Source organism: Enterobacter sp. PL_is379, from assembly GCF_055817355.1.
The window spans coordinates 93,178-113,929 of sequence record NZ_JBVPGT010000027.1; the positions used below are offsets into that span (position 1 = coordinate 93,178).

A 20,752-nucleotide genomic window follows, 5' to 3' on the forward strand; every position below is an offset into this window, starting at 1 on the left:
GGGCGAGCCCGTCGACGTTGAGCGTGACTCCGTCCCGTTACTGAACTTCCTTATATTTCCCTTTGTCGTCCCACTGGTAAACCACGTAGTCAGAGACCTTCAGATCGCCTTTGCTGTCCCAGGCTTTTTTGCCCATCACCGTGTCGACGGAATTGGCCTTTAGCCACTCGCTGGCTTTGGCGGAGTCCTTGCCGCCGGTGGCCTTGAAGGCCGCGGCAATGGCCTGTACGGAGGCATAGGAGTAGAGGGTGTAACCTTCCGGCTCGAATTTACCGGCGCGGAATTTCTCTATAACCGCTTTGCCGTCCGGGATCAGGCGCGGGTCTTTACCGAAGGTCATGTAAATGCCATTGGTATACTGCGGGCCGCCCGCGGCGGTCACCATCTCCTCGTTGACGATGCAGTCCCCGGAGAAGAATTTTGCCTGTACGCCCTGCTCACGCATCTGGCGAACCAGCGGACCGGCTTCCGGGTGACAGCCACCGAAGAACACGACGTCCGGTTTTTGCGCGCCGATCTTGGTGACCAGCGCGTTAAAGTCTTTTTCACCGCGGGATAACCCCTCGTACATCACATCCTGAACCCCGCGTTTCGCCAGTGCCGCTTTGGTGGCGTCAGCCAGACCCTGACCATAGGTGTCTTTGTCGTGAATGATCACCACACGTTTGGCTTTCAGCTTGTCGATGATAAAGTCGCTGGCAACCTGACCCTGCTGGTCGTCGCGGCCGCACATGCGGAACATATCGCTCATGCCGCGTTCGGTGATCAGCGGGTTAGTTGAGCCGGGGGTAATCGCAATAATGCCTGCGTCGCTATACACCTCGGATGCGGGCATGGTGGAAGAGGAGCAGAAATGGCCGACCACGGCGTTGACTTTATCCTGGTCAACTAAACGGTTGGCGACGGCCACGGCCTGCTTGGGCTCGCAGGCATCATCCCCCTGAACCAGTTTGATTTTCTCACCGTTAATGCCGCCTGCGGCATTAATGTCTTCAGCGGCCTGCGTAGCGCCGTGCCAGTACTGATCGCCATAGGTGGCGTTCGGACCCGTGAACGGTCCGGCCACGCCAATCACAATATCTGCCCGGGCGGAAAACGCCGTCACCAGGCAACCGGCCAACACAAGAGAAAGAGGAGTTCTGATAAATTTCAGCGACATTATTATGTTCCTTAGCAAAGAGGTTTTTGCACCACGGCGTAAACCCGAACGCCCGACGGCGCAGCCAATCCGAAACACGAGCAAGAACAAAATGCACTAAACGAACAAGATACAGACGGCATCCTGCATATTACGGCGAGATTTCCCTGCGCAGGGACGCGCGAAGAACGTTAAGCAAAAACGTTGCCAGAATGGTTAACCCATTGACGAGCATGCGACATGTTTGAGTATAGAGCGCCGCGTTATGCCGCCTTGCGGGAGGAGAAGAAATTACAGCGGAGATCACATATCGTTAACAATAAAGCCCATAAGTTGTGCAAAGCTCACGGTTTGCACGTTTTTGCAGCAATAAAGACCTAAACTTCAGCCCGGAGAGGGGTGAGATATGTGTTAGGATCGTTTCCTTTTTTGCAGGAGTATCAGCGATGACTGAAGGCCCATTGAATGAAAGCGAAATGGCGTGGCTTGAAGAGACGTTAATGTCTTACGGTCATGATGACGCGTCCGTAATTGACGTGTCCGAACTGGACGGCATGCTTACCGCAGTGCTTTCCGGTCCTGTTGTCGTTGAGCCAGATGCCTGGCTGGTGGCGGTTTGGGGTGGCGAGAAGTACATTCCGCGCTGGAAAAACGATCGGGAAATGAACCGTTTTATCGATCTCTGCTTTAAGCACATGAACGATATTGCCGAACGCCTGAGTGAATACCCGGATCAGTTCGAACCGATGTTTGGCTATAACGACGTTGACGGTGAGAGCTATACCGTAGTGGAAGAGTGGTGCTACGGCTATATGCGCGGCGTGGCGCTGACGGACTGGTCAGCCTTGCCGGAAGCCCTGAAGGCCGATCTTGAAGTGATTGCGCTGCACGGAACGGAAGAGAACAGCGAAAAGCTGGATGAACTGTCCGAAGAGGAGTACATCGCCAGCATCGAGAGCATCCAGCCTGCGGCACTGCGTTTATATCAATACTGGGTAAACAACCCGCAGCAGCCGGAAGCGAAGAAGCCGATTGTGAACGGCACAAAGGTCGGGCGTAACGATCCGTGTCCTTGCGGCAGCGGGAAGAAGTTTAAGAGCTGCTGTTTGCACTGATAAAAAAGGGGCTGATGACAGCCCCTTTTTTTATTTAACCCACTTCCGGCAGCATCCCGGCTGCAATCAACACCTGCACCAGAATAATCACCACCCCGCAGCCAAACACAACGCACAGCAGCGGTTTTCCGCCCGCCACGCGATACCCTTGCTGAGGATGCTGCTGACGGCTTTTCCATGCCAGCAGGGAAGGGAGGAGGAGGGCAAGGATCGACAGCGCTACCCCTGCGTACCCCAGCGCCATCACAAATCCGCGCGGATAAAACAGCGCGAACGCCAGCGGCGGCAGGAAGGTGATTGCGCCCGTCTGTAACCGTCCGGCCGCGGTATTGCGGCGCTGGAACAGGTCGGCCAGATAATCAAACAGGCCGAGCGCCACGCCCAGGAACGAAGTTGCCAGCGCCAGGTCGGCAAACAGGTGTACCGCCAGCTCCACGTGTGGGGAGGTGACGACCTCGCGCAGTGCCAGCAGAAAACCGTTCAGGCCAGCGTGTTGCGCCATCAGCCCAATAAAGGTTGAAGAGTCAATGCTGCCCAGCGTCACCAGCTGCCAGAAAATATAGGCAATCAGCGGGATCGCGCTGCCGATAACAAAGACGCGGCGCAGTTTTCGGATATCGCCGTTCATATAGCTGACGATGCTCGGCACGCTGCCGTGGAAGCCAAACGAGGTGAAAATGACCGGGATCGCGGAGAGCGCCAGCCCTTTTTCCAGCGGCAGCGTCAGCAGGTTAACCTTGTGCACGTGCGGCGCCAGCAGCACCAGCATGACAATCAGGAAGAGAATTTTAGCGCTGAACAGAAAACGGTTAAACAGATCGACCAGGGATGTGCCCACGCAGACCACGCCGCCGCCGATGAGCGCAAAGAAGATGGCGCCCGTCGCAGGGGTAATGTCAGAGCCAAACCAGTCGTTGACGCTGGAGGCGATGAGCTCTCCGGCGCCGCTGATATAGGCGGCGGTCAGGGCATACATCAGGAACATCATGCTAAAGCCGGTTATCCACTGGCCGTAGCGTCCGAGATAGCGCGCCGCAAGCGAACCCAGACCGGTGTCGGCGGGTACGTGCTGGTAAACCTCAAGCAGCAACAGTGCTGTGTAACACATCAGCGCCCAGAGCGTTCCCAGCAGCAGCAGGGTCATGCCAAATCCCACGCCCGCGGCTGCCAGAGGCATTGCCAGCATTCCTGCGCCAATTGTCGTTCCGGCGACGATAAAAATACTTCCCAGAGTTCTGTTTTTCACGCTTTCCTCTACAACGCTTCTTAACCGCGACAAAATCTGCGGCGCAGAGTAAGGGAAAAGCCGTTACTCGTCAAATCACCGTTACAATTAGTGTAAAAAATTATTTACGTATTAATGACCCAGGCCTGTGCCTACCTCATAAGGGCAATACTGCTGCGCGACATTCCGGCGTAACGTAAACAATAAATACAAATTATCAAATTAAGTGAGGGTTTTATGGCAGGGGAAAATCCCTTTACCGCGGCATGGAGCCGGGGAGGTAACCTGTTGTGCCATGGTCACTGGATAATCAGCTGGCAGAATCAGCCCCTGAACCTTCCCGAGTCCCGTCGCGAAAAGGATATGGGCACCTGGGCAATCTATTCGGTTATTGATCCTGAAGATGAAACCTTTGCACAAGGCTTACAGGAAGATGAGTGGATCATCGAGAATGTCGACTGGTTAACGGATCTGTTTTTCGAGGTGGGTATTCCGCTGGAGACGTCCAGCTACCGCTATTTTTACCAGGCCGTGAATCCCCATGACTGGCGTTGCACCAGCTGTGCGGGGTGTATGTAAATTAACGCGGTGCCGGAAACCGGCACCGCGCTGAAATTAATTCTGCATATCAAGAGTGGAGAGTTCTTTATCAATAAAGTAAAGACCTTCGCCGGATTTCCCGACCAGAGATAATTTATCCAGCACGGATTTAAACAGTTTCTCTTCTTCGTGTTGCTCAGCGACGTACCACTGCAGGAAATTAAAGGTTGGATAATCCTGGCTGGTCATCGCGGCATGAACCAGTTCGTTAATTTTCTGCGTGATAAGCTGCTCGTGCTCGTAGGTGGCGCGGAACAGTTCATCAAGAGAATTATACTCAGCGAACGGTGATGCCACGGTTTCAATGCGCGGCAGGCTGCCCGTATCTGTCAGATAATCAAACAGACGCTGCATGTGGGTCATCTCTTCCTGAGCGTGACGACGCAGAAACGCGGCAGCGCCCTCGAAACTGTGGTAGCTGCACCAGGCGCTCATCTGCTGGTAGAGCAGGGATGAAAAAAGCTCAAGGTTCATTTGTGCGTTGAGCTTGTCGATCATTTCAGTTTTCAGCATGGTGACGCTCCGGATTATTATTTCTGGTTCACAATGAGCGACACTATAATTTGTTATTTAATTATTTGCAAAACGTAAAATTTTTATTTTATTTATTAAAAATACGAATGGGAATAAAACGCATTGGCGATTTTTATAACTTATTAATGAGAATTGTTTTTGTTCGTAATGAAATAAACTGCCAGCATGCGCTGGCAGCTTCGATTAATACCACGGATTAGTTGACTTAGGATTAACGGCGTAACCCATACATTTATACTGGATAGTCACGCTCTCGTTCAGGCACAAAGAGCCGCTGGTCAGAGTGCAGGTTTTAATGGGCTGACCATAGGCTGAGGCAGTGGCATACCCCATGCTCTGACACGCTTTTGCCGCCGTGCCGTTATTCACATACTCATCGGAATACGCATTTTGCAGCGCAGCCTGGCCGTAGTCGAGGCGGACGATGCCGTTCGGCGCGTCGAGGCTGCTGACTTCAGCCTGGCGGTTAATAGTACATCCCGCGAGCAGCAGGATTGTGCCGGCTACAATGACTCTTTTCATGATTCGCTCTGAGTGGATGGAAATACGTTATCGTACCCGCAGATGCCCGCTGCAATGGCTGGAATAGCCGGACAATCTGCCCTCACTCTTCGCAACGGGTCCGCGGTGAGCGCTTTCAGGCCATGCTCTGATATAAATGTGATGCGCATCACAAAAGTGTTGATTTTTGTGATGGTGGTCATATTATAGGCGCGTTGATAATAAAGTTGTATAACAAGTTAATGGAGCATCATCGTGAAACTGCGCAAAATCCTGAAAAGTATGTGGGCCAATTACTGCCGCACCTTCAAAGACGTGCCGCCGGGCGCCATGTTCTGATAAAAAAACCTGCTTCGGCGGGTTTTTTTATACCTGCAGGCGATGAAGGGGAGATGCCAGGGGTGTGTTTTGCTACTATGGCGGCCTTTAAATAAGGAGAAAACCCCATGTCACAAAACCTGAGCGCCGATCAGGAACTGGTCTCTGACGTTGTCGCCTGTCAGCTGGTTATCAAACAAATCCTTGATGTTCTGGACGTGATTGCGCCGGTTGAAGTGCGCGAGAAGATGTCTACGCAGCTGAAAAACATCGATTTCGCCAGCCACCCCGCTGCCGCTGACCCGGTTACGCTTCGTGCGATCCAGAAAGCCATCGCGCTGATTGAACTGCGATTCACGCCGCAGGGTGAATCCCACTAAAACCGGGAAATGGGCGACGGCATGTGTCGCCCCTTGATACGGTCAGAAGAACGTCTGGACCAGCAGGTAGCTCGCCGCGCACGCGCAGCTTACCCCAATCAGCCCTGGCAGAATAAAGCTGTGGTTGATGATAAATTTGCCGATGCGGGTGGTGCCTGAACGGTCAAAGCCGATGCAGGCCAAATCACTTGGATAGGTCGGCAGGACGAAATAGCCGTATGACGCAGGGAAAAAGGCGATCAGCATTTTCGGGTCGATGCCGAGCATGAGGCCCATAGGCGCAACGGCCGTCAGCGCAGCCGCCTGGCTGTTCACCAGTTTTGACACCAGAAACAGCACAATAGCATACGTCCACGGGTGGCTTTTCACGACGCCTTCCAGCGCCAGCTTTAACTCGTCGAGATGCGCCTGGAAAAAGGTATCGCTCATCCACGCCACGCCGAACACCGAGAAGATCGCGACCATACCGGCCTTAAACACCGCGCCGTTGGAAATCGCCGACGCGTTGACCTTACAGGCCATTAGCATCACGGCCCCTGCAATTAACATCATCATCTGAATAACAAGGTTCATCGACAGCGCCGTCATTTTGCCTTTCAGCTCAAAGGCGGGGCGCAGCTCAGGGAGCGCACCCAGCAAAACAACTACGGCAATACCGGCAAAGAAAATCCACGTGGACCAGTAGGCCTGTTTAGGGAAACGCTGATTCATTAACGTCTCCGTTCCACCGTAGATAAACTCGCGCTGCTTAGGATCTTTCAGCTTTTCCTGAAACTCCACGTCATCCGCCAAATCTTTTCCGCGGCGTAAACTCCACAGGGCAGCAATAGCTACGCCGAAAAGTGAAGCGGGAACCGACACGGCGAGAATTTCCAGGATCCCCCACGCGTGGCCGATGCCATGCTGGGCCGCCAGGATGGACACCAGCGACACCACGGCAACGGACACGGGGGAGGCGGTAATCGCCATCTGCGACGCGACCGATGCCACGGCCATAGGGCGCTCGGGGCGGATTCCTTTTTTCAGGGCGATATCCGCAATGATGGGGAACATGGTATAGACCACATGCCCGGTGCCGCACAGAAAGGTCAGCATCCAGGTGGTGAATGGAGCGAGCAGGGTGATGTGCTGTGGGTGTTTGCGCAGCAGACGTTCAGCAAACTGCATCATGACGTTGAGGCCACCCGCAGTCTGCAGCGTAGCGGCACAACCAATCACCGCGAGGATGGTCAGCATAACGTCTACCGGCGGCTTACCCGGTTGCAGACCAAAGACAAAACATAAAATAAAAAGACCAATACCGCTGATTAACCCGAGCCCCATACCGCCGAAACGCGTACCCGTCAGCAGGCAGAGGAGAATGACAACAAACTCAATGGTGATCATGATGCTCCCTCGTCAATGATTATGTAACTAAATAAATCATCACACGTTGTGTGGTTAATCATTGGGAGCCAGATCTGATTTGTTAAATTTCAGCAAAAGCAGAAGGTTGGAGACGTGAAGGGAGCCTGCTCCTCCGGATGGGAGCAGGCCAAAAAACTCAGTGGTGCTGCACCGCCACGATGTCGAGCAGATGACGGTCGGTTTGCTCAGGACATAAACCCGCCTGCTGCGCATTATGGATCTCATCCGCCAGCGTCTTCAGCAGCAGGCCATCCTGCTGCTGCTCTTTATCCATATCGCGTAAGAATCTGAGCGTCGTAATATCCTGCTGCGCTTTGGCTTCATCGGCCAGTTTGTTGAGGGTGCTGCAGCGTTGTTCATACTCTTCAAGCGTCTTCTGAAACAGTTCTTCCAGGCAAGAGTAATTTTCATTGATCCCATCAAGGGCTTTAACGACAGGATTTGCCCCTGCGGCTTTCAGGAAGTTAAAGACACGCATCATATGGGTGACGTTACTTTGCGCCTGAGAGCGAAAGAATGTGGCAGATCCCGTGAGGCTATTCTCGGCACACCACGCACTTAAGTGAAGGTGCAGATTCGAGGCGTAGAACTCAAGGTTCATCTGCGCGTTAAGTTTTTGCATCATCGTTTGGGTAGCCATACTCATATCCTTATTGACTGTGGGACGTGATGTCCGTTGCTTAACCTGAGCGTCAGGCAAATATGAAGAAAAGAGCAGAAATACACATTCTGCCGTGACCGAAGTCGACCGAAATTCACTTCCTGTGTTCGATATAAATAAGCATACCCTTGTCTTTGGTCTAAGAAAACTCTTAATTGGGCTGTATTTACCATACATTACAAAGTTTAATATAGTACAGAAATGCAATCAGCTCGCCATGAATTGAATATAGTTTAATGCTCTAATAATTAACAGTTTTTATTGCAGAGATACACTGTTACTCTTTCGAAAATATTAAGTTGGAATAATACTCCGTGAAAAAGAGAAATACGGATTAATCGTTTCGAATATATGATGTGCTAATAAAATTGCGCTAAATCAAATTCTGCGGAATAACCGTGTTCAGGTGCCTGGTGCATTTTTGATGAAAAACATCTTGAACCCCTTTAACACCGGATGACGTTTAGTCCACTGAGGGGTATCAGGGATTTCTTAGCTAATCTTATGGATAATTCTGCTTAACCCACTTTCATTTGTCTGACAAATCCTGCCTTTTTTATGTCATTTTTCGCTGAATTTATGTACGCAATTACTGTAATTCTGCGGTGTGATGGGGCTCTCTTATGGATGATTAATTTCCCGCTAAAACTATCACCAGCAATAACGCTTATGACGAGGTAAGCGCTAATGCCTTGTTTTAAGTCCGATTAAATAAGAAGCACGCACATATTCCCTACAGAAAAGAATGCTAAAGCTGGAGTTTACCATGCACAAATTTACTAAAGCGCTGGCGGCCATCGGTCTGGCTGCCGTTATGTCACAATCCGCTATCGCTGAGAATTTAAAACTCGGTTTTTTGGTAAAACAGCCCGAAGAGCCCTGGTTCCAGACTGAGTGGAAATTCGCCGATAAAGCCGGGAAAGATTTAGGTTTTGAAGTGATTAAAATCGCCGTGCCTGACGGTGAGAAAACCCTGAACGCCATCGACAGCCTGGCGGCCAGCGGTGCGAAAGGTTTCGTTATCTGTACTCCGGATCCAAAGCTCGGTTCGGCCATCGCGGCGAAAGCGCGCGGTTACGATATGAAGGTCATCGCGGTTGACGATCAGTTCGTTAACGCCAAAGGCAAGCCGATGGACAGCGTCCCGCTGGTGATGATGGCGGCGACCAAAATCGGCGAACGCCAGGGGCAGGAACTCTATAAAGAGATGCAAAAGCGCGGCTGGGATGTCAAAGAGACTGCGGTGATGGCCATTACCGCAGACGAGCTGGACACCGCACGTCGCCGTACTTCCGGTTCAATGGACGCGCTGAAAGCGGCCGGTTTCCCGGAAAAACAGATCTACAAAGTCCCAACCAAATCTAACGATATCCCGGGCGCTTTCGACGCCGCGAACTCTATGCTGGTTCAGCATCCGGAGGTCAAACACTGGCTGGTGGTCGGCATGAACGACAACACCGTGCTGGGTGGGGTACGCGCGACGGAAGGCCAGGGCTTTAAAGCGCCTGACGTGATCGGGATTGGCATCAACGGCGTTGACGCCGTCAGCGAGCTGTCCAAAGCGCAGGCTACCGGCTTCTACGGTTCTCTGCTGCCAAGCCCGGACGTTCACGGCTATAAATCCAGTGAGATGCTCTACAACTGGGTCACCAAAGGGGCTGAGCCGCCGAAATTTACCGAAGTGACCGACGTGGTGCTGATTACCCGCGACAACTTCAAAGAGGAGCTGGCGAAAAAAGGACTGGGCGGGAAGTAATACGCGGTGATTGTGCCCCTCATCCTTCGTGAGGGGCCAGACGTACACACTACAGGAATCACGGAGACGTTATGCGACAGTCTGATCCGTATCTCTCTTTTCGCGGTATCGGGAAAACTTTCCCCGGTGTTAACGCGCTGACCGATATCAGCTTCGACTGCTATGCCGGCCAGGTTCACGCCCTGATGGGGGAAAACGGTGCGGGAAAATCCACGCTGTTGAAGATCCTCAGCGGTAACTACGCGCCCACTACCGGCTCGCTGGCCATACGCGGTGAAGAGGTGGCGTTTGCCGATACCACGGCGGCGCTCAATGCCGGGGTGGCGATCATCTACCAGGAGCTGCACCTCATTCCTGAGATGACCGTGGCGGAAAACATCTATTTGGGACAGCTCCCGCACAAAGGCGGCGTGGTAAATCGTTCGCTACTTAATTATGAAGCGGGGCTGCAGCTTAAGCATCTGGGCCTGGACGTCGATCCCCAGACGCCGCTGAAATACCTCTCCATCGGCCAGTGGCAGATGGTTGAAATTGCCAAGGCGCTGGCGCGTAACGCCAGAATTATTGCCTTCGACGAACCTACCAGTTCGCTCTCTAAGCGTGAAATCGAAAATCTGTTCCGCGTGATCCGCGAATTGCGTCAGGAAGGCCGCACGATTTTGTATGTCTCGCACCGTATGGAAGAGATATTTGCCCTGAGCGACGCCATCACCGTCTTTAAAGATGGACGCTATGTGCGCACCTTTACCGACATGGCGCAGGTGAACCATGACCAGCTGGTTCAGGCGATGGTCGGACGCGATCTGGGCGATATTTATCACTGGCAACCGCGCCCGTACGGCCCGGAACGCCTGCGCCTGGATAACGTCAAAGCGCCGGGCGTCAGAACACCGATCTCGTTATCCGTACGCAGCGGTGAAATCGTCGGCCTGTTTGGTCTGGTGGGGGCGGGGCGCAGCGAATTGATGAAAGGTCTGTTCGGCGGTACCCGTATTACCGATGGTCAGGTCTCTATTGACGGCGAACGGGTAGATATCCAGAAACCGGCCCACGCGATCGGGGCGGGGATGATGCTCTGCCCGGAAGACCGGAAAGCGGAGGGGATTATTCCGGTGCACTCGGTGCGCGACAACATCAATATTTCTGCCCGTCGTAAGTTTATTCGCGCCGGTTGCCTGATAAACGATAGCTGGGAGTCGAGTAACGCCGACCACCATATTCGCTCGCTGAATATCAAAACGCCGGGTCCGGAACAGCTGATCATGAATCTGTCAGGCGGAAACCAGCAGAAGGCAATTTTAGGCCGCTGGCTGTCAGAAGATATGAAGGTCATTTTGCTGGACGAGCCGACGCGCGGTATCGATGTGGGGGCAAAACACGAGATTTATAACGTGATCTATGAGCTGGCAAAACGCGGCGTGGCGGTGCTCTTCGCCTCCAGCGATCTGCCGGAGGTGCTTGGCGTGGCCGACCGCATTGTGGTGATGCGTGAAGGCGAAATTGCCGGCGAATTACTTCATGAACAGGCGAATGAACAACAGGCGTTGAACCTCGCCATGCCTAAAGTTAGCCAGGCTGTCGCCTGAGTAAGGAGTTAATGATGTCCTCTGTTACTACATCCGGAGTGCCGAAGTCGAAGTCGGCGCTGAGTATTGGACGTATCTGGGATCAGTACGGCATGCTGGTTGTTTTTGCCGCACTGTTCCTTGCCTGCGCGATCTTTGTCCCCAATTTTGCCACCTTCATTAATATGAAGGGGCTGGGGCTGGCCATTTCCATGTCCGGGATGGTGGCCTGCGGGATGCTGTTCTGCCTGGCCTCCGGCGATTTTGACCTGTCGGTGGCGTCGGTGATTGCCTGTGCGGGCGTCACGACGGCCGTGGTGATCAACATGACGGAGAGCCTGTGGATTGGCGTCTTAGCCGGTCTGTTACTCGGCGTCATCAGCGGTCTGGTGAACGGTTTTGTTATCGCGCGCCTGAAGATTAACGCCCTGATCACCACGCTTGCGACGATGCAAATTGTCCGCGGGCTGGCCTATATCATCTCCGACGGTAAAGCGGTGGGGATTGAAGACGAGCGCTTCTTCACGCTGGGTTATGCCAACTGGCTGGGGCTGCCCGCGCCTATCTGGCTGACCGTGGCCTGTCTGATCCTGTTCGGCTTCCTGCTCAACCGGACCACCTTTGGCCGTAATACGCTGGCGATTGGCGGTAATGAAGAGGCCGCCCGTCTGGCCGGGGTGCCGGTCGTACGCACCAAGATTATTATCTTTGTGCTCTCTGGGCTGGTTTCTGCCGCTGCGGGGATTATTCTGGCGTCGCGTATGACCAGCGGCCAGCCGATGACCTCTATCGGTTACGAGCTGATCGTCATTTCGGCCTGCGTGTTAGGGGGCGTTTCCCTCAAGGGTGGCATCGGAAAAATCTCATATGTGGTGGCCGGTATCCTGATTTTAGGGACGGTGGAGAACGCCATGAACCTGCTGAATATTTCGCCGTTCTCGCAGTACGTGGTTCGTGGTCTGATCCTGCTGGCAGCGGTGATTTTCGACCGTTACAAGCAAAAAGCGAAGCGTACCGTGTAACCCTTTCACCCGTCTTTTATTGCTCAACTTATAACCTTAGTTGACCCCTTAACCGCCCCGCCAGTAATACTGGCGGGGCGGTTGTCAAATGGCGAGCCACGTCACACTGTCTATACTTACATGGCTATGAAAGAGGTAAAGGCGTTTACCTCTCGTAAACCGTAAGGAGGAAAAGGGTGGCTGACACGTTAACCGCACCGCCTGTACTGCCCGGACACTATGCTTTCTTTTTTGATCTCGACGGCACGCTCGCCGGGATAAAACCGCACCCCGATCAGGTGTCTATTCCGGAGGCGGTGTTACAGGATTTGCATCAGCTCTCACTCATGAATGAGGGAGCACTGGCATTGATATCAGGGCGCTCAATGGCCGAGCTGGATCTGCTCGCCAGTCCATACCACTTTCCGCTAGCCGGTGTACACGGAGCGGAGCGCCGCGACATCCATGATCAAACGCATATCGTTTCACTCCCCGACGCACTCACGCAAACGCTCCATAAGCAGCTTTCTGACGCGCTGGAAGCGCTGCCTGGCACCGAGCTGGAAGCCAAAGGCATGGCCTTTGCCCTGCATTATCGTCAGGCACCGCAGCATGAGGAGGCCGTACTTGCGCTTGCTCAGAGGGTGGCAGATGCGCATCCACAGCTGGCGTTGCAGCCCGGCAAATGCGTGGTTGAGTTAAAACCGAAAGGGATTAATAAAGGCGCGGCCATCGCCGCGTTTATGGCGTCGCCGCCTTTCAAAGGGCGAACGCCCGTTTTTATTGGGGATGACCTGACCGACGAGGCCGGGTTTCGCGTGGTGAATCAGGCCGGAGGGATCGCCGTCAAGGTGGGGCCTGGTGACACTGTTGCCGAATGGCGACTGGCGGATGTCGCCAGCGTCTGGCAGTGGATATCTGACATCGCTAACCAGCAACAACAACAAATAGCGCAAAGCAAAGGGGGAAACCATTATGGGTCGCTTAGTCGTCGTCTCTAACCGAATCGCACCGCCTGACGATAAAAAAGCCAGTGCGGGTGGCCTGGCGGTAGGGGTATTAGGTGCCTTAAAAGCCGCTGGCGGGCTGTGGTTTGGCTGGAGTGGGGAAATCAGTGAAGAAGAGAAACCGCTCAAAAAGGTGACGCGCGGAAACATTACGTGGGCTTCATTTGCATTGAAAGAGAAAGACTACGACGAGTATTACTCGCAGTTCTCGAATGCCGTCCTGTGGCCCGCGTTTCACTATCGTCTTGACCTGGTCAAATTCCAGCGTGAATCCTTCGAAGGCTACTCGCGCGTGAATGCGCTGCTGGCGGATAAACTGCTGCCATTAATCGAAGAAGACGATATTTTATGGATCCACGATTATCACCTGTTGCCCTTCGCCAGAGAGCTGCGAAAAAGAGGGGTAAATAACCGGATTGGCTTCTTCCTGCACATCCCGTTCCCGACGCCGGAAATTTTTACCGCGCTCCCGCCGCATGAAGAGCTGCTGGAGGCGCTGTGTGATTACGATTTGCTGGGCTTCCAGACCGAAAATGACCGCCTCGCATTCCTTGACTCCGTGTCAGGTAAAGCGCGTCTGGTGACCAAAGGCGGGAAAACCCATACGGCGTGGGGGAAAACGTTCCACACCGAAGTGTATCCAATTGGGATTGAACCTGACGAAATCGCGGAGCAGGCTTCCGGCCCGCTGCCACCGAAGCTGGCGCAGCTTAAGAATGAACTCAAACACGTGAAAAATATCTTCTCGGTTGAGCGTCTTGATTATTCCAAAGGGCTGCCGGAACGCTTCCTGGCGTATGAAACGCTGCTGGATAAATATCCGCAGCATCACGGTAAAATCCGTTATACCCAGATCGCGCCGACGTCGCGCGGTGAGGTTCAGGCCTATCAGGACATTCGCCATCAGCTGGAGACAGAAGCAGGGCGCATTAATGGCCGCTACGGGCAGCTGGGCTGGACGCCGCTGTTTTACCTGAATCAGCACTTTGACCGTAAGATCCTGATGAAGGTCTTCCGCTATGCGGATGTTGGCCTGGTTACGCCGCTGCGCGACGGGATGAACCTCGTCGCGAAAGAGTATGTGGCGGCCCAGGATCCTGACGACCCGGGTGTTCTGGTGCTCTCCCAGTTTGCCGGCGCCGCAAATGAGCTCACGTCGGCGCTTATCGTTAACCCTTATGACAGGGACGACGTGGCAAACGCGCTGAATCGTGCCCTGACTATGCCGCTCACGGAACGTATTTCCCGTCATGCTGATATGATGGAGACGATCCGTAAGAACGACATTAACCACTGGCAGGCACGTTTTATTCAGGATCTCCGGGATATCACCCCGCAAAGTCATGAAGGCGATCTGCAAAAAAAGATCGCGACCTTCCCTAAACTCGCCTGATTTTCCACTTGGGGGTTAACTCCCCCCAAGTGGCACTAACAGCACATCAACCTGGCTCGATGCGACAATGGATTTCGCCGCACAGGCTGCGCGCGATAAAAAGCTGTGGTTATGATTCCCGCAAATCACTAAATCAATATGTTGTTTACGACACATGTCGAGAATATGGGCGTTAAGTTCACCGGTCGCAATAATTGTCTCATAAACCGGATATTGCGCCTTTTCCACCAGTTCGCGCAGAAATTGCTGCGTTTCTTCCTGAAGGACCTCACGAATATCCTCCAGCATGGGGGCGGCCAGCTGATTGTACATCTCTGGCTCTGCGGCGAGCGTGATGAGGCTGATGCGGGCATTGTGGGGTCTGGCAATGGAAACGGCCCGGGCGACGAGTTGATGGCTTTCTGGAGAAACTGCAACGGAAACAAGAAGATGGGAGTAACTCATGGCGCACTCCTTAGGTGTCTGTCAGACAGCGTTTGATCACCTTTACCGCGAATTCCCTGGTTCTGCAAGAGCTGATTACGACATTAGTGTGAAGCTTATCATAATTATTCATTAATTATTCTTATAAGAAGAATAACTGAAAAATGCGCCTAAATGAAAAAAATTAACAACTTAACGTAAATCACACAAATTCACGCTTTAACTGTTAAATCGTTTTGGCGCGTTACAAACTCATTTCGAATGATCACGTCCTGAAACATCTTTTTTGTGCTACCTGCATAACTATATGTTTTTTCACGGTAAGAAAAATGTTTCCCGGAGAGGGGTTTGTTGTAAATGTTTCAGCGTAGCGCTTACGGGGGTAGAAGCACGTTGCATGCCAGTTCGGATCGCCCGTCTGCATGAGTATTCGTCAATTAAGAATACAAAACAGTACTGATTGGTTAAAAAACAAACAAATTACAAGTCATACTGATGGATTTATGGGTCATATTCACTTAAATTGTGTGACGTGGATCACATTTTTTTTAAATTTGAGGGTGGCTGGATTGTATGTGACAAAACTGACGAGTAGAGTTTGCGTCGAATTAGGAAAAATCTTAGTTATTTGTAAGAAATGATAAAACATGTAAGAGACGCATTCGCGGTTTCTCTCTTACGCGTTTCAGTGAATACAAACCTAAATTCAACTATGCATTTAGCCTTTTCTTTTTTATACCGGGTGATTTCCCGGCGACATCACGGGGTGCGGTCTTTCCGCATAAAAATAATAGTTGGTTATTCGGGATGGGAACAATGCATACATCCGAGTTGCTAAAACATATCTATGACATTAATTTGTCGTATTTACTGCTCGCGCAGCGTTTGATTAGTCAGGACAAGGCGTCCGCGATGTTTCGTCTGGGTATTAACGAAGAGATGGCAACCATGCTGGGCGGTTTAACCCTCCCGCAGATGGTTAAACTGGCTGAAACGAATCAACTGGTTTGCCAGTTCCGTTTCGATGATTCGCAGACAATAACGCGTCTGACGCAGGATTCCCGTGTGGACGATCTTCAACAGATCCATACCGGTATTCTTCTCTCCACTCGCTTGCTTAACGAAATCAGCCAGCCTGATGACGCAGCCCGTAAGAAAAGGGCCTAGCAATGAGCGAGAAAAGCATTGTTCAGGAAGCGCGTGACATACAGTTGGCCATGGAGCTGATTACACTGGGTGCTCGTTTACAAATGCTGGAAAGCGAGACTCAGTTGAGCCGTGGCCGTCTCATCAAGCTGTACAAAGAGTTACGTGGTAGTCCCCCGCCGAAAGGCATGCTGCCGTTTTCTACCGACTGGTTTATGACGTGGGAGCAGAATATTCACGCTTCCATGTTCTGTAATGCCTGGCAGTATCTTCTCAAAACTGGTTTGTGTAGCGGCGTTGACGCCGTGATCAAAGCGTACAAACTTTACCTTGAACAATGCCCACAGCAGGAAGAAGGCCCTCTGCTGGCGCTGACCCGCGCATGGACGCTGGTGCGTTTTGTTGAGAGCGGAATGCTTGAGCTGTCGCGCTGCAACTGCTGCAACGGCAATTTTATTACCCACGCTCATCAGCCTGCAGGCAGCTTCGCCTGTAGTTTATGTCAGCCTCCATCCCGCGCAGTAAAAAGACGTAAACTTTCCCGGGATGCTGCCGATATTATTCCACAACTGCTGGATGAACAGATCGAACAAGCTGTTTAACCCGAACGTGTGGGAAAGATTCCAGCAGCGGTAAGCAATTACCGCTGCTTTTTTTTACCCCGCAAACGGTAAACGCTGCGAGCTGGACGTCCTTGCCATAGTCACTAGCGGAAGGATGATGTCGTGCTTATCTTATTAGGTTACCTGGTAGTTCTCGGTACAGTTTTCGGCGGTTACATGATGACCGGCGGGCACCTTGGAGCACTCTATCAACCGGCTGAACTTATTATCATCGGCGGTGCAGGGGTAGGGGCTTTTATCGTTGGCAACAACGGTAAATCGATCAAGGGCACGCTGAAAGCAATTCCGTTGCTGTTCCGTCGCTCGAAATACACCAAAAGCATGTATATGGATCTGCTGGCACTGCTCTATCGCCTGATGGCGAAGTCGCGTCAGCAGGGGATGTTCTCGCTTGAACGGGATATTGAAAACCCGAAAGAGAGCGAAATTTTTGCCAGCTATCCGCGCATTCTTGCTGACGCCATGATGCTGGACTTCATCGTCGACTATCTGCGACTCATCATCAGCGGCAACATGAATACCTTCGAAATCGAAGCGCTGATGGACGAAGAGATCGAAACTCACGAAAGCGAATCTGAAGTGCCGGCCAACAGCCTGGCGCTGGTCGGCGACTCGCTTCCGGCATTCGGTATCGTTGCTGCGGTAATGGGGGTAGTTCACGCTCTGGCCTCGGCAGACCGTCCGGCAGCCGAGCTCGGTGCGCTGATTGCCCATGCGATGGTGGGGACTTTCCTCGGTATTTTGCTGGCGTACGGCTTCATCTCTCCGCTGGCAAGCGTTCTGCGCCAGAAGAGCGCGGAAACCACCAAAATGATGCAGTGCGTGAAGATCACGCTGCTCTCTAACCTCAACGGTTACGCGCCACCGATCGCGGTTGAGTTTGGCCGTAAAACGCTTTACTCCAGTGAGCGTCCGTCGTTTATCGAGCTTGAAGAACACGTGCGTGCGGTGAAAAACCCAAACCAACAGACGACAACTGAGGACGCATGAAAAACCAGTCCCATCCGATCGTCATCGTAAAAAAACGCAAGCACAAGGGCGGCGGGCATGGCGCACACGGCTCGTGGAAAATTGCGTACGCCGACTTTATGACAGCAATGATGGCGTTCTTTCTGGTGATGTGGCTGATCTCCATCTCCAGCCCAAAAGAACTGATCCAGATTGCCGAATATTTCCGCACACCGCTGGCAACGGCGGTGGCCGGTGGGCCGCGTATTTCTAACAGCGAAAGCCCGATCCCGGGCGGCGGCGATGATTACACCCAGCAGAAGGGTGAGGTGAAAAAAGAGCCGAACATCGACGAGCTAAAAAGAAAGATGGAGCAGGCGCGTCTGAAGAAACTGCGTGGCGATCTCGATCAGCTGATTGAGGCGGATCCGAAGCTGCGCGCGCTGCGCCCACATCTGAAGATCGACCTGGTGCAGGAAGGGCTGCGTATTCAGATTATCGACAGCCAGAACCGCCCAATGTTTAAAACCGGCAGTGCGGAAGTCGAACCGTACATGCGCGACATTCTGCGCGGTATTGCACCGGTGCTGAACGGCATTCCTAACCGAATCAGCCTGTCAGGACACACGGATGATTTCCCGTACGCCAATGGGGAGAAGGGATACAGCAACTGGGAGCTTTCTGCCGATCGTGCCAACGCCTCGCGTCGCGAGCTGGTGGCAGGTGGGCTTGATGATGGCAAGGTACTGCGCGTAGTCGGCATGGCCGCAACCATGCGCGTTTCCGACCGCGGGCCGGATGATGCCATCAACCGTCGTATCAGTCTTTTAGTGCTGAACCAGCAGGCGGAGCAGGCCATCCTGCATGAAAACGCCGAAAGTCAGAATGAGTCACTGGACGATTTAAAACAGCCTGGGGCCGTTCCTTCGGCTGCCGTTCCAACATCGCCACCAGCCAATCCGAGGTGATAGCGTGAGCATGGATATTAGCGATTTTTACCAGACATTCTTTGATGAAGCCGACGAATTGTTGGCCGATATGGAACAACACTTGCTCGACCTGGTGCCCGAAGCACCGGACTCCGAGCAGCTCAATGCCATCTTCCGTGCGGCGCACTCTATTAAAGGCGGAGCCGGAACGTTTGGATTTACCATCCTGCAGGAAACGACCCATTTAATGGAAAACCTGCTTGATGAAGCACGACGCGGTGAGATGCAGCTCAATACCGACATTATCAACCTGTTTTTGGAAACCAAAGATATTATGCAGGAACAGCTCGACGCCTATAAAAGTTCGGCAGAGCCTGATGCCGCCAGCTTTGAATACATCTGCAATGCGTTGCGCCAGCTCGCGCTGGAAGCAAAAGGTGAGGTTGCCGCAGCCGCTGTTCCGGCCGCGAAACTGAGCGTTGTCGATGCGGTTGCTGCCGACGAGGCCGCGCCAGCCGCTGCGCAGGCGGGCAAACTGCGCGTTGTGCTGTCGCGCCTGAAAGAGAATGAAGTTAACCTGCTGGAAGAAGAGCTGGGTAACCTGGCGAAATTAAGCAACGTGGTAAAAGGCAAAGACAGCCTGGCCGCGACGCTTGATGACGGGATTGGCCAGGACGATATCGTGGCGGTTCTGTGCTTTGTGATTGAAGCTGACCAGATCGCTTTCGAAACCGAAACGGCTGCGGTTGACGCCCCTGCGGCTGCGGAAGAGGTGGCTGTTGTCGCTCAGGCCGCGGCACCGGCTGTGACGCCTGCGGCCCCGGCGCTGAAGGCAGTACCAAAAGAGGCCGCTGCGCCTGGCCGTGGTGAAAAACCTGCCGCGCGCTCCAGCGAGTCAACCAGTATCCGCGTTGCCGTTGAGAAGGTTGACCAGTTGATTAACCTGGTGGGCGAACTGGTGATCACCCAGTCGATGCTGGCGCAACGTTCAAACGAACTCGACCCGGTCACCCATGGCGATCTGATCACCAGCATGGGCCAGCTGCAGCGTAACGCCCGTGACCTGCAGGAATCGGTCATGTCCATCCGTATGATGCCGATGGAATATGTCTTCAGCCGCTTCCCGCGTCTGGTGCGCGACCTTGCCAGCAAGCTGAATAAACAGATTGAACTGACCCTGATGGGCAGCTCAACCGAACTGGATAAGAGCCTGATCGAGCGCATCATCGATCCGTTAACGCACCTGGTGCGTAACAGTCTCGACCACGGTATCGAACTGCCGGAAAACCGCATTGCCGCCGGAAAATCCCCGGTCGGCAACCTGATCCTCTCTGCGGAACATCAGGGCGGGAACATCTGCATCGAAGTGACCGATGACGGCGCCGGTCTGAATCGCGAGCGCATCCTGGCAAAAGCAATTTCGCAGGGGATGGCGGTCAATGAAAACATGACCGACGAAGAAGTGGGCATGCTGATCTTCGCACCGGGCTTCTCTACCGCAGAGCAGGTGACCGACGTCTCCGGGCGCGGCGTAGGCATGGACGTGGTGAAACGTAACATCCAGGAAATGGGCGGCCACGTTGAGATCCAGTCTAAACAGGGTTCCGGCACTACCATTCGCATTCTTCTGCCGCTGACGCTGGCGATCCTCGACGGCATGTCAGTCAAAGTGGCGGACGAAGTCTTTATCCTGCCGCTGAACGCCGTGATGGAATCCCTGCAGCCGCGCGAAGAAGATCTGCATCCGCTGGCGGGTGGCGAGCGCGTTCTTGAAGTGCGTGGTGAGTACCTGCCGCTGGTGGAACTGTGGAAAGTGTTCGAGGTAGACGGGGCGAAGACAGAGGCCACGCAGGGTATCGTTGTGATCCTGCAGAGCGCGGGCCGCCGCTACGCGCTGCTGGTTGATCAGCTGATTGGCCAGCACCAGGTGGTGGTGAAGAACCTCGAAAGTAACTACCGCAAAGTGCCGGGTATTTCTGCCGCCACCATTCTGGGTGATGGTAGCGTGGCGCTGATCGTCGATGTGTCGGCGCTTCAGGGATTAAATCGTGAACAACGTGTGGCGTACACAGCCGCCTGATT

Annotated in this window: 21 protein-coding genes; 14 read left to right on the forward strand and 7 right to left on the reverse strand. The window is 53.3% G+C overall.

Going from position 1 to position 20,752, the window contains the following annotated elements:
- Window positions 1-37 precede the first annotated feature (37 nt).
- A complete protein-coding gene (locus tag AC0TOY_RS09875) occupies window positions 38-1,159 on the reverse strand; it encodes a branched-chain amino acid ABC transporter substrate-binding protein (protein WP_023312277.1) in 1,122 nt (373 codons plus the stop codon).
- Window positions 1,160-1,584: 425 nt separating this feature from the next.
- On the opposite strand from AC0TOY_RS09875, the gene AC0TOY_RS09880 reads away from it, so the two are divergent.
- Window positions 1,585-2,253, forward strand: coding sequence for a YecA/YgfB family protein (locus AC0TOY_RS09880; protein WP_032646248.1), 669 nt, complete (start codon window positions 1,585-1,587; stop codon window positions 2,251-2,253).
- 34 nt (window positions 2,254-2,287) lie between these two features.
- On the opposite strand, the gene tyrP is transcribed toward AC0TOY_RS09880, so the two are convergent.
- Window positions 2,288-3,499 carry a tyrosine transporter TyrP gene (gene tyrP, locus AC0TOY_RS09885; protein ID WP_024909783.1) on the reverse strand — a complete coding sequence of 404 codons (1,212 nt, stop codon included), beginning with the start codon at window positions 3,497-3,499 and terminating at the stop codon, window positions 2,288-2,290.
- A 216-nt stretch (window positions 3,500-3,715) separates the two neighbouring features.
- Between tyrP and AC0TOY_RS09890 the strand changes: the two genes are divergently transcribed.
- Window positions 3,716-4,057: a hypothetical protein gene (locus tag AC0TOY_RS09890; protein WP_032646247.1), complete on the forward strand. Its 342-nt coding sequence runs from the start codon at window positions 3,716-3,718 to the stop codon at window positions 4,055-4,057.
- A 36-nt stretch (window positions 4,058-4,093) separates the two neighbouring features.
- Here the strand turns inward: AC0TOY_RS09890 and ftnA are convergent, their stop codons facing one another.
- Both ftnA and yecR read right to left on the reverse strand, forming a co-directional pair.
- Complete coding sequence (gene ftnA / locus AC0TOY_RS09895) at window positions 4,094-4,591, reverse strand: non-heme ferritin (protein ID WP_157189386.1); 498 nt, start codon at window positions 4,589-4,591, stop codon at window positions 4,094-4,096.
- A gap of 204 nt (window positions 4,592-4,795) precedes the next feature.
- Window positions 4,796-5,134, reverse strand: a complete 339-nt coding sequence (yecR, locus tag AC0TOY_RS09900; protein WP_024909785.1) for a YecR family lipoprotein — start codon at window positions 5,132-5,134, stop codon at window positions 4,796-4,798.
- 234 nt (window positions 5,135-5,368) lie between these two features.
- On the opposite strand from yecR, the gene azuC reads away from it, so the two are divergent.
- Together azuC and AC0TOY_RS09910 are read left to right on the forward strand one after the other, a co-directional pair.
- On the forward strand, window positions 5,369-5,452 hold the full coding sequence (gene azuC, locus AC0TOY_RS09905; protein WP_014884364.1) for a stress response protein AzuC: 84 nt from the start codon (window positions 5,369-5,371) through the stop codon (window positions 5,450-5,452).
- A gap of 107 nt (window positions 5,453-5,559) precedes the next feature.
- Window positions 5,560-5,811, forward strand: coding sequence for a DUF2766 family protein (locus AC0TOY_RS09910; RefSeq protein WP_008500405.1), 252 nt, complete (start codon window positions 5,560-5,562; stop codon window positions 5,809-5,811).
- 42 nt (window positions 5,812-5,853) lie between these two features.
- On the opposite strand, the gene AC0TOY_RS09915 is transcribed toward AC0TOY_RS09910, so the two are convergent.
- A complete protein-coding gene (locus tag AC0TOY_RS09915; protein ID WP_473721781.1) occupies window positions 5,854-7,197 on the reverse strand; it encodes an anaerobic C4-dicarboxylate transporter in 1,344 nt (447 codons plus the stop codon).
- Between the two features lie 157 nt (window positions 7,198-7,354).
- The gene (locus AC0TOY_RS09920; RefSeq protein ID WP_024909786.1) at window positions 7,355-7,858 is read right to left on the reverse strand and encodes a non-heme ferritin-like protein; all 504 of its coding nucleotides are present in this window, start codon (window positions 7,856-7,858) and stop codon (window positions 7,355-7,357) included.
- A gap of 787 nt (window positions 7,859-8,645) precedes the next feature.
- Here AC0TOY_RS09920 and araF point away from each other — a divergent pair.
- From araF to otsA, 5 genes are all read left to right on the forward strand, one after another.
- Complete coding sequence (gene araF / locus AC0TOY_RS09925) at window positions 8,646-9,635, forward strand: arabinose ABC transporter substrate-binding protein AraF (RefSeq protein ID WP_024909787.1); 990 nt, start codon at window positions 8,646-8,648, stop codon at window positions 9,633-9,635.
- Between the two features lie 71 nt (window positions 9,636-9,706).
- Entirely contained in the window at window positions 9,707-11,221 is a 1,515-nt protein-coding gene (gene araG, locus AC0TOY_RS09930) for an L-arabinose ABC transporter ATP-binding protein AraG (protein WP_048992264.1), read from the forward strand.
- An 11-nt stretch (window positions 11,222-11,232) separates the two neighbouring features.
- Entirely contained in the window at window positions 11,233-12,222 is a 990-nt protein-coding gene (gene araH, locus AC0TOY_RS09935; protein ID WP_193745657.1) for an L-arabinose ABC transporter permease AraH, read from the forward strand.
- 176 nt (window positions 12,223-12,398) lie between these two features.
- Complete coding sequence (otsB, locus tag AC0TOY_RS09940) at window positions 12,399-13,202, forward strand: trehalose-phosphatase (RefSeq protein ID WP_024909666.1); 804 nt, start codon at window positions 12,399-12,401, stop codon at window positions 13,200-13,202.
- On the forward strand, window positions 13,177-14,601 hold the full coding sequence (otsA, locus tag AC0TOY_RS09945; protein ID WP_048992259.1) for an alpha,alpha-trehalose-phosphate synthase: 1,425 nt from the start codon (window positions 13,177-13,179) through the stop codon (window positions 14,599-14,601). The genes otsB and otsA overlap by 26 nt, the downstream gene beginning before the upstream one ends.
- 15 nt (window positions 14,602-14,616) lie before the next feature.
- On the opposite strand, the gene uspC is transcribed toward otsA, so the two are convergent.
- Window positions 14,617-15,045, reverse strand: coding sequence for a universal stress protein UspC (gene uspC / locus AC0TOY_RS09950; protein ID WP_024909668.1), 429 nt, complete (start codon window positions 15,043-15,045; stop codon window positions 14,617-14,619).
- Window positions 15,046-15,840: 795 nt separating this feature from the next.
- On the opposite strand from uspC, the gene flhD reads away from it, so the two are divergent.
- The 5 genes from flhD (at window position 15,841) to cheA (ending at window position 20,750) form a co-directional block, all read left to right on the forward strand.
- Window positions 15,841-16,191, forward strand: a complete 351-nt coding sequence (gene flhD, locus AC0TOY_RS09955) for a flagellar transcriptional regulator FlhD (protein WP_023336137.1) — start codon at window positions 15,841-15,843, stop codon at window positions 16,189-16,191.
- 2 nt (window positions 16,192-16,193) lie between these two features.
- The gene (gene flhC, locus AC0TOY_RS09960) at window positions 16,194-16,772 is read left to right on the forward strand and encodes a flagellar transcriptional regulator FlhC (RefSeq protein ID WP_008500416.1); all 579 of its coding nucleotides are present in this window, start codon (window positions 16,194-16,196) and stop codon (window positions 16,770-16,772) included.
- Between the two features lie 123 nt (window positions 16,773-16,895).
- On the forward strand, window positions 16,896-17,783 hold the full coding sequence (motA, locus tag AC0TOY_RS09965) for a flagellar motor stator protein MotA (RefSeq protein ID WP_008500417.1): 888 nt from the start codon (window positions 16,896-16,898) through the stop codon (window positions 17,781-17,783).
- Entirely contained in the window at window positions 17,780-18,709 is a 930-nt protein-coding gene (gene motB / locus AC0TOY_RS09970; RefSeq protein ID WP_024909669.1) for a flagellar motor protein MotB, read from the forward strand. Before motA ends, motB begins: the two co-directional genes overlap by 4 nt.
- A 4-nt stretch (window positions 18,710-18,713) precedes the next feature.
- Window positions 18,714-20,750: a chemotaxis protein CheA gene (gene cheA / locus AC0TOY_RS09975; protein WP_148769755.1), complete on the forward strand. Its 2,037-nt coding sequence runs from the start codon at window positions 18,714-18,716 to the stop codon at window positions 20,748-20,750.
- Window positions 20,751-20,752 lie beyond the last annotated feature (2 nt).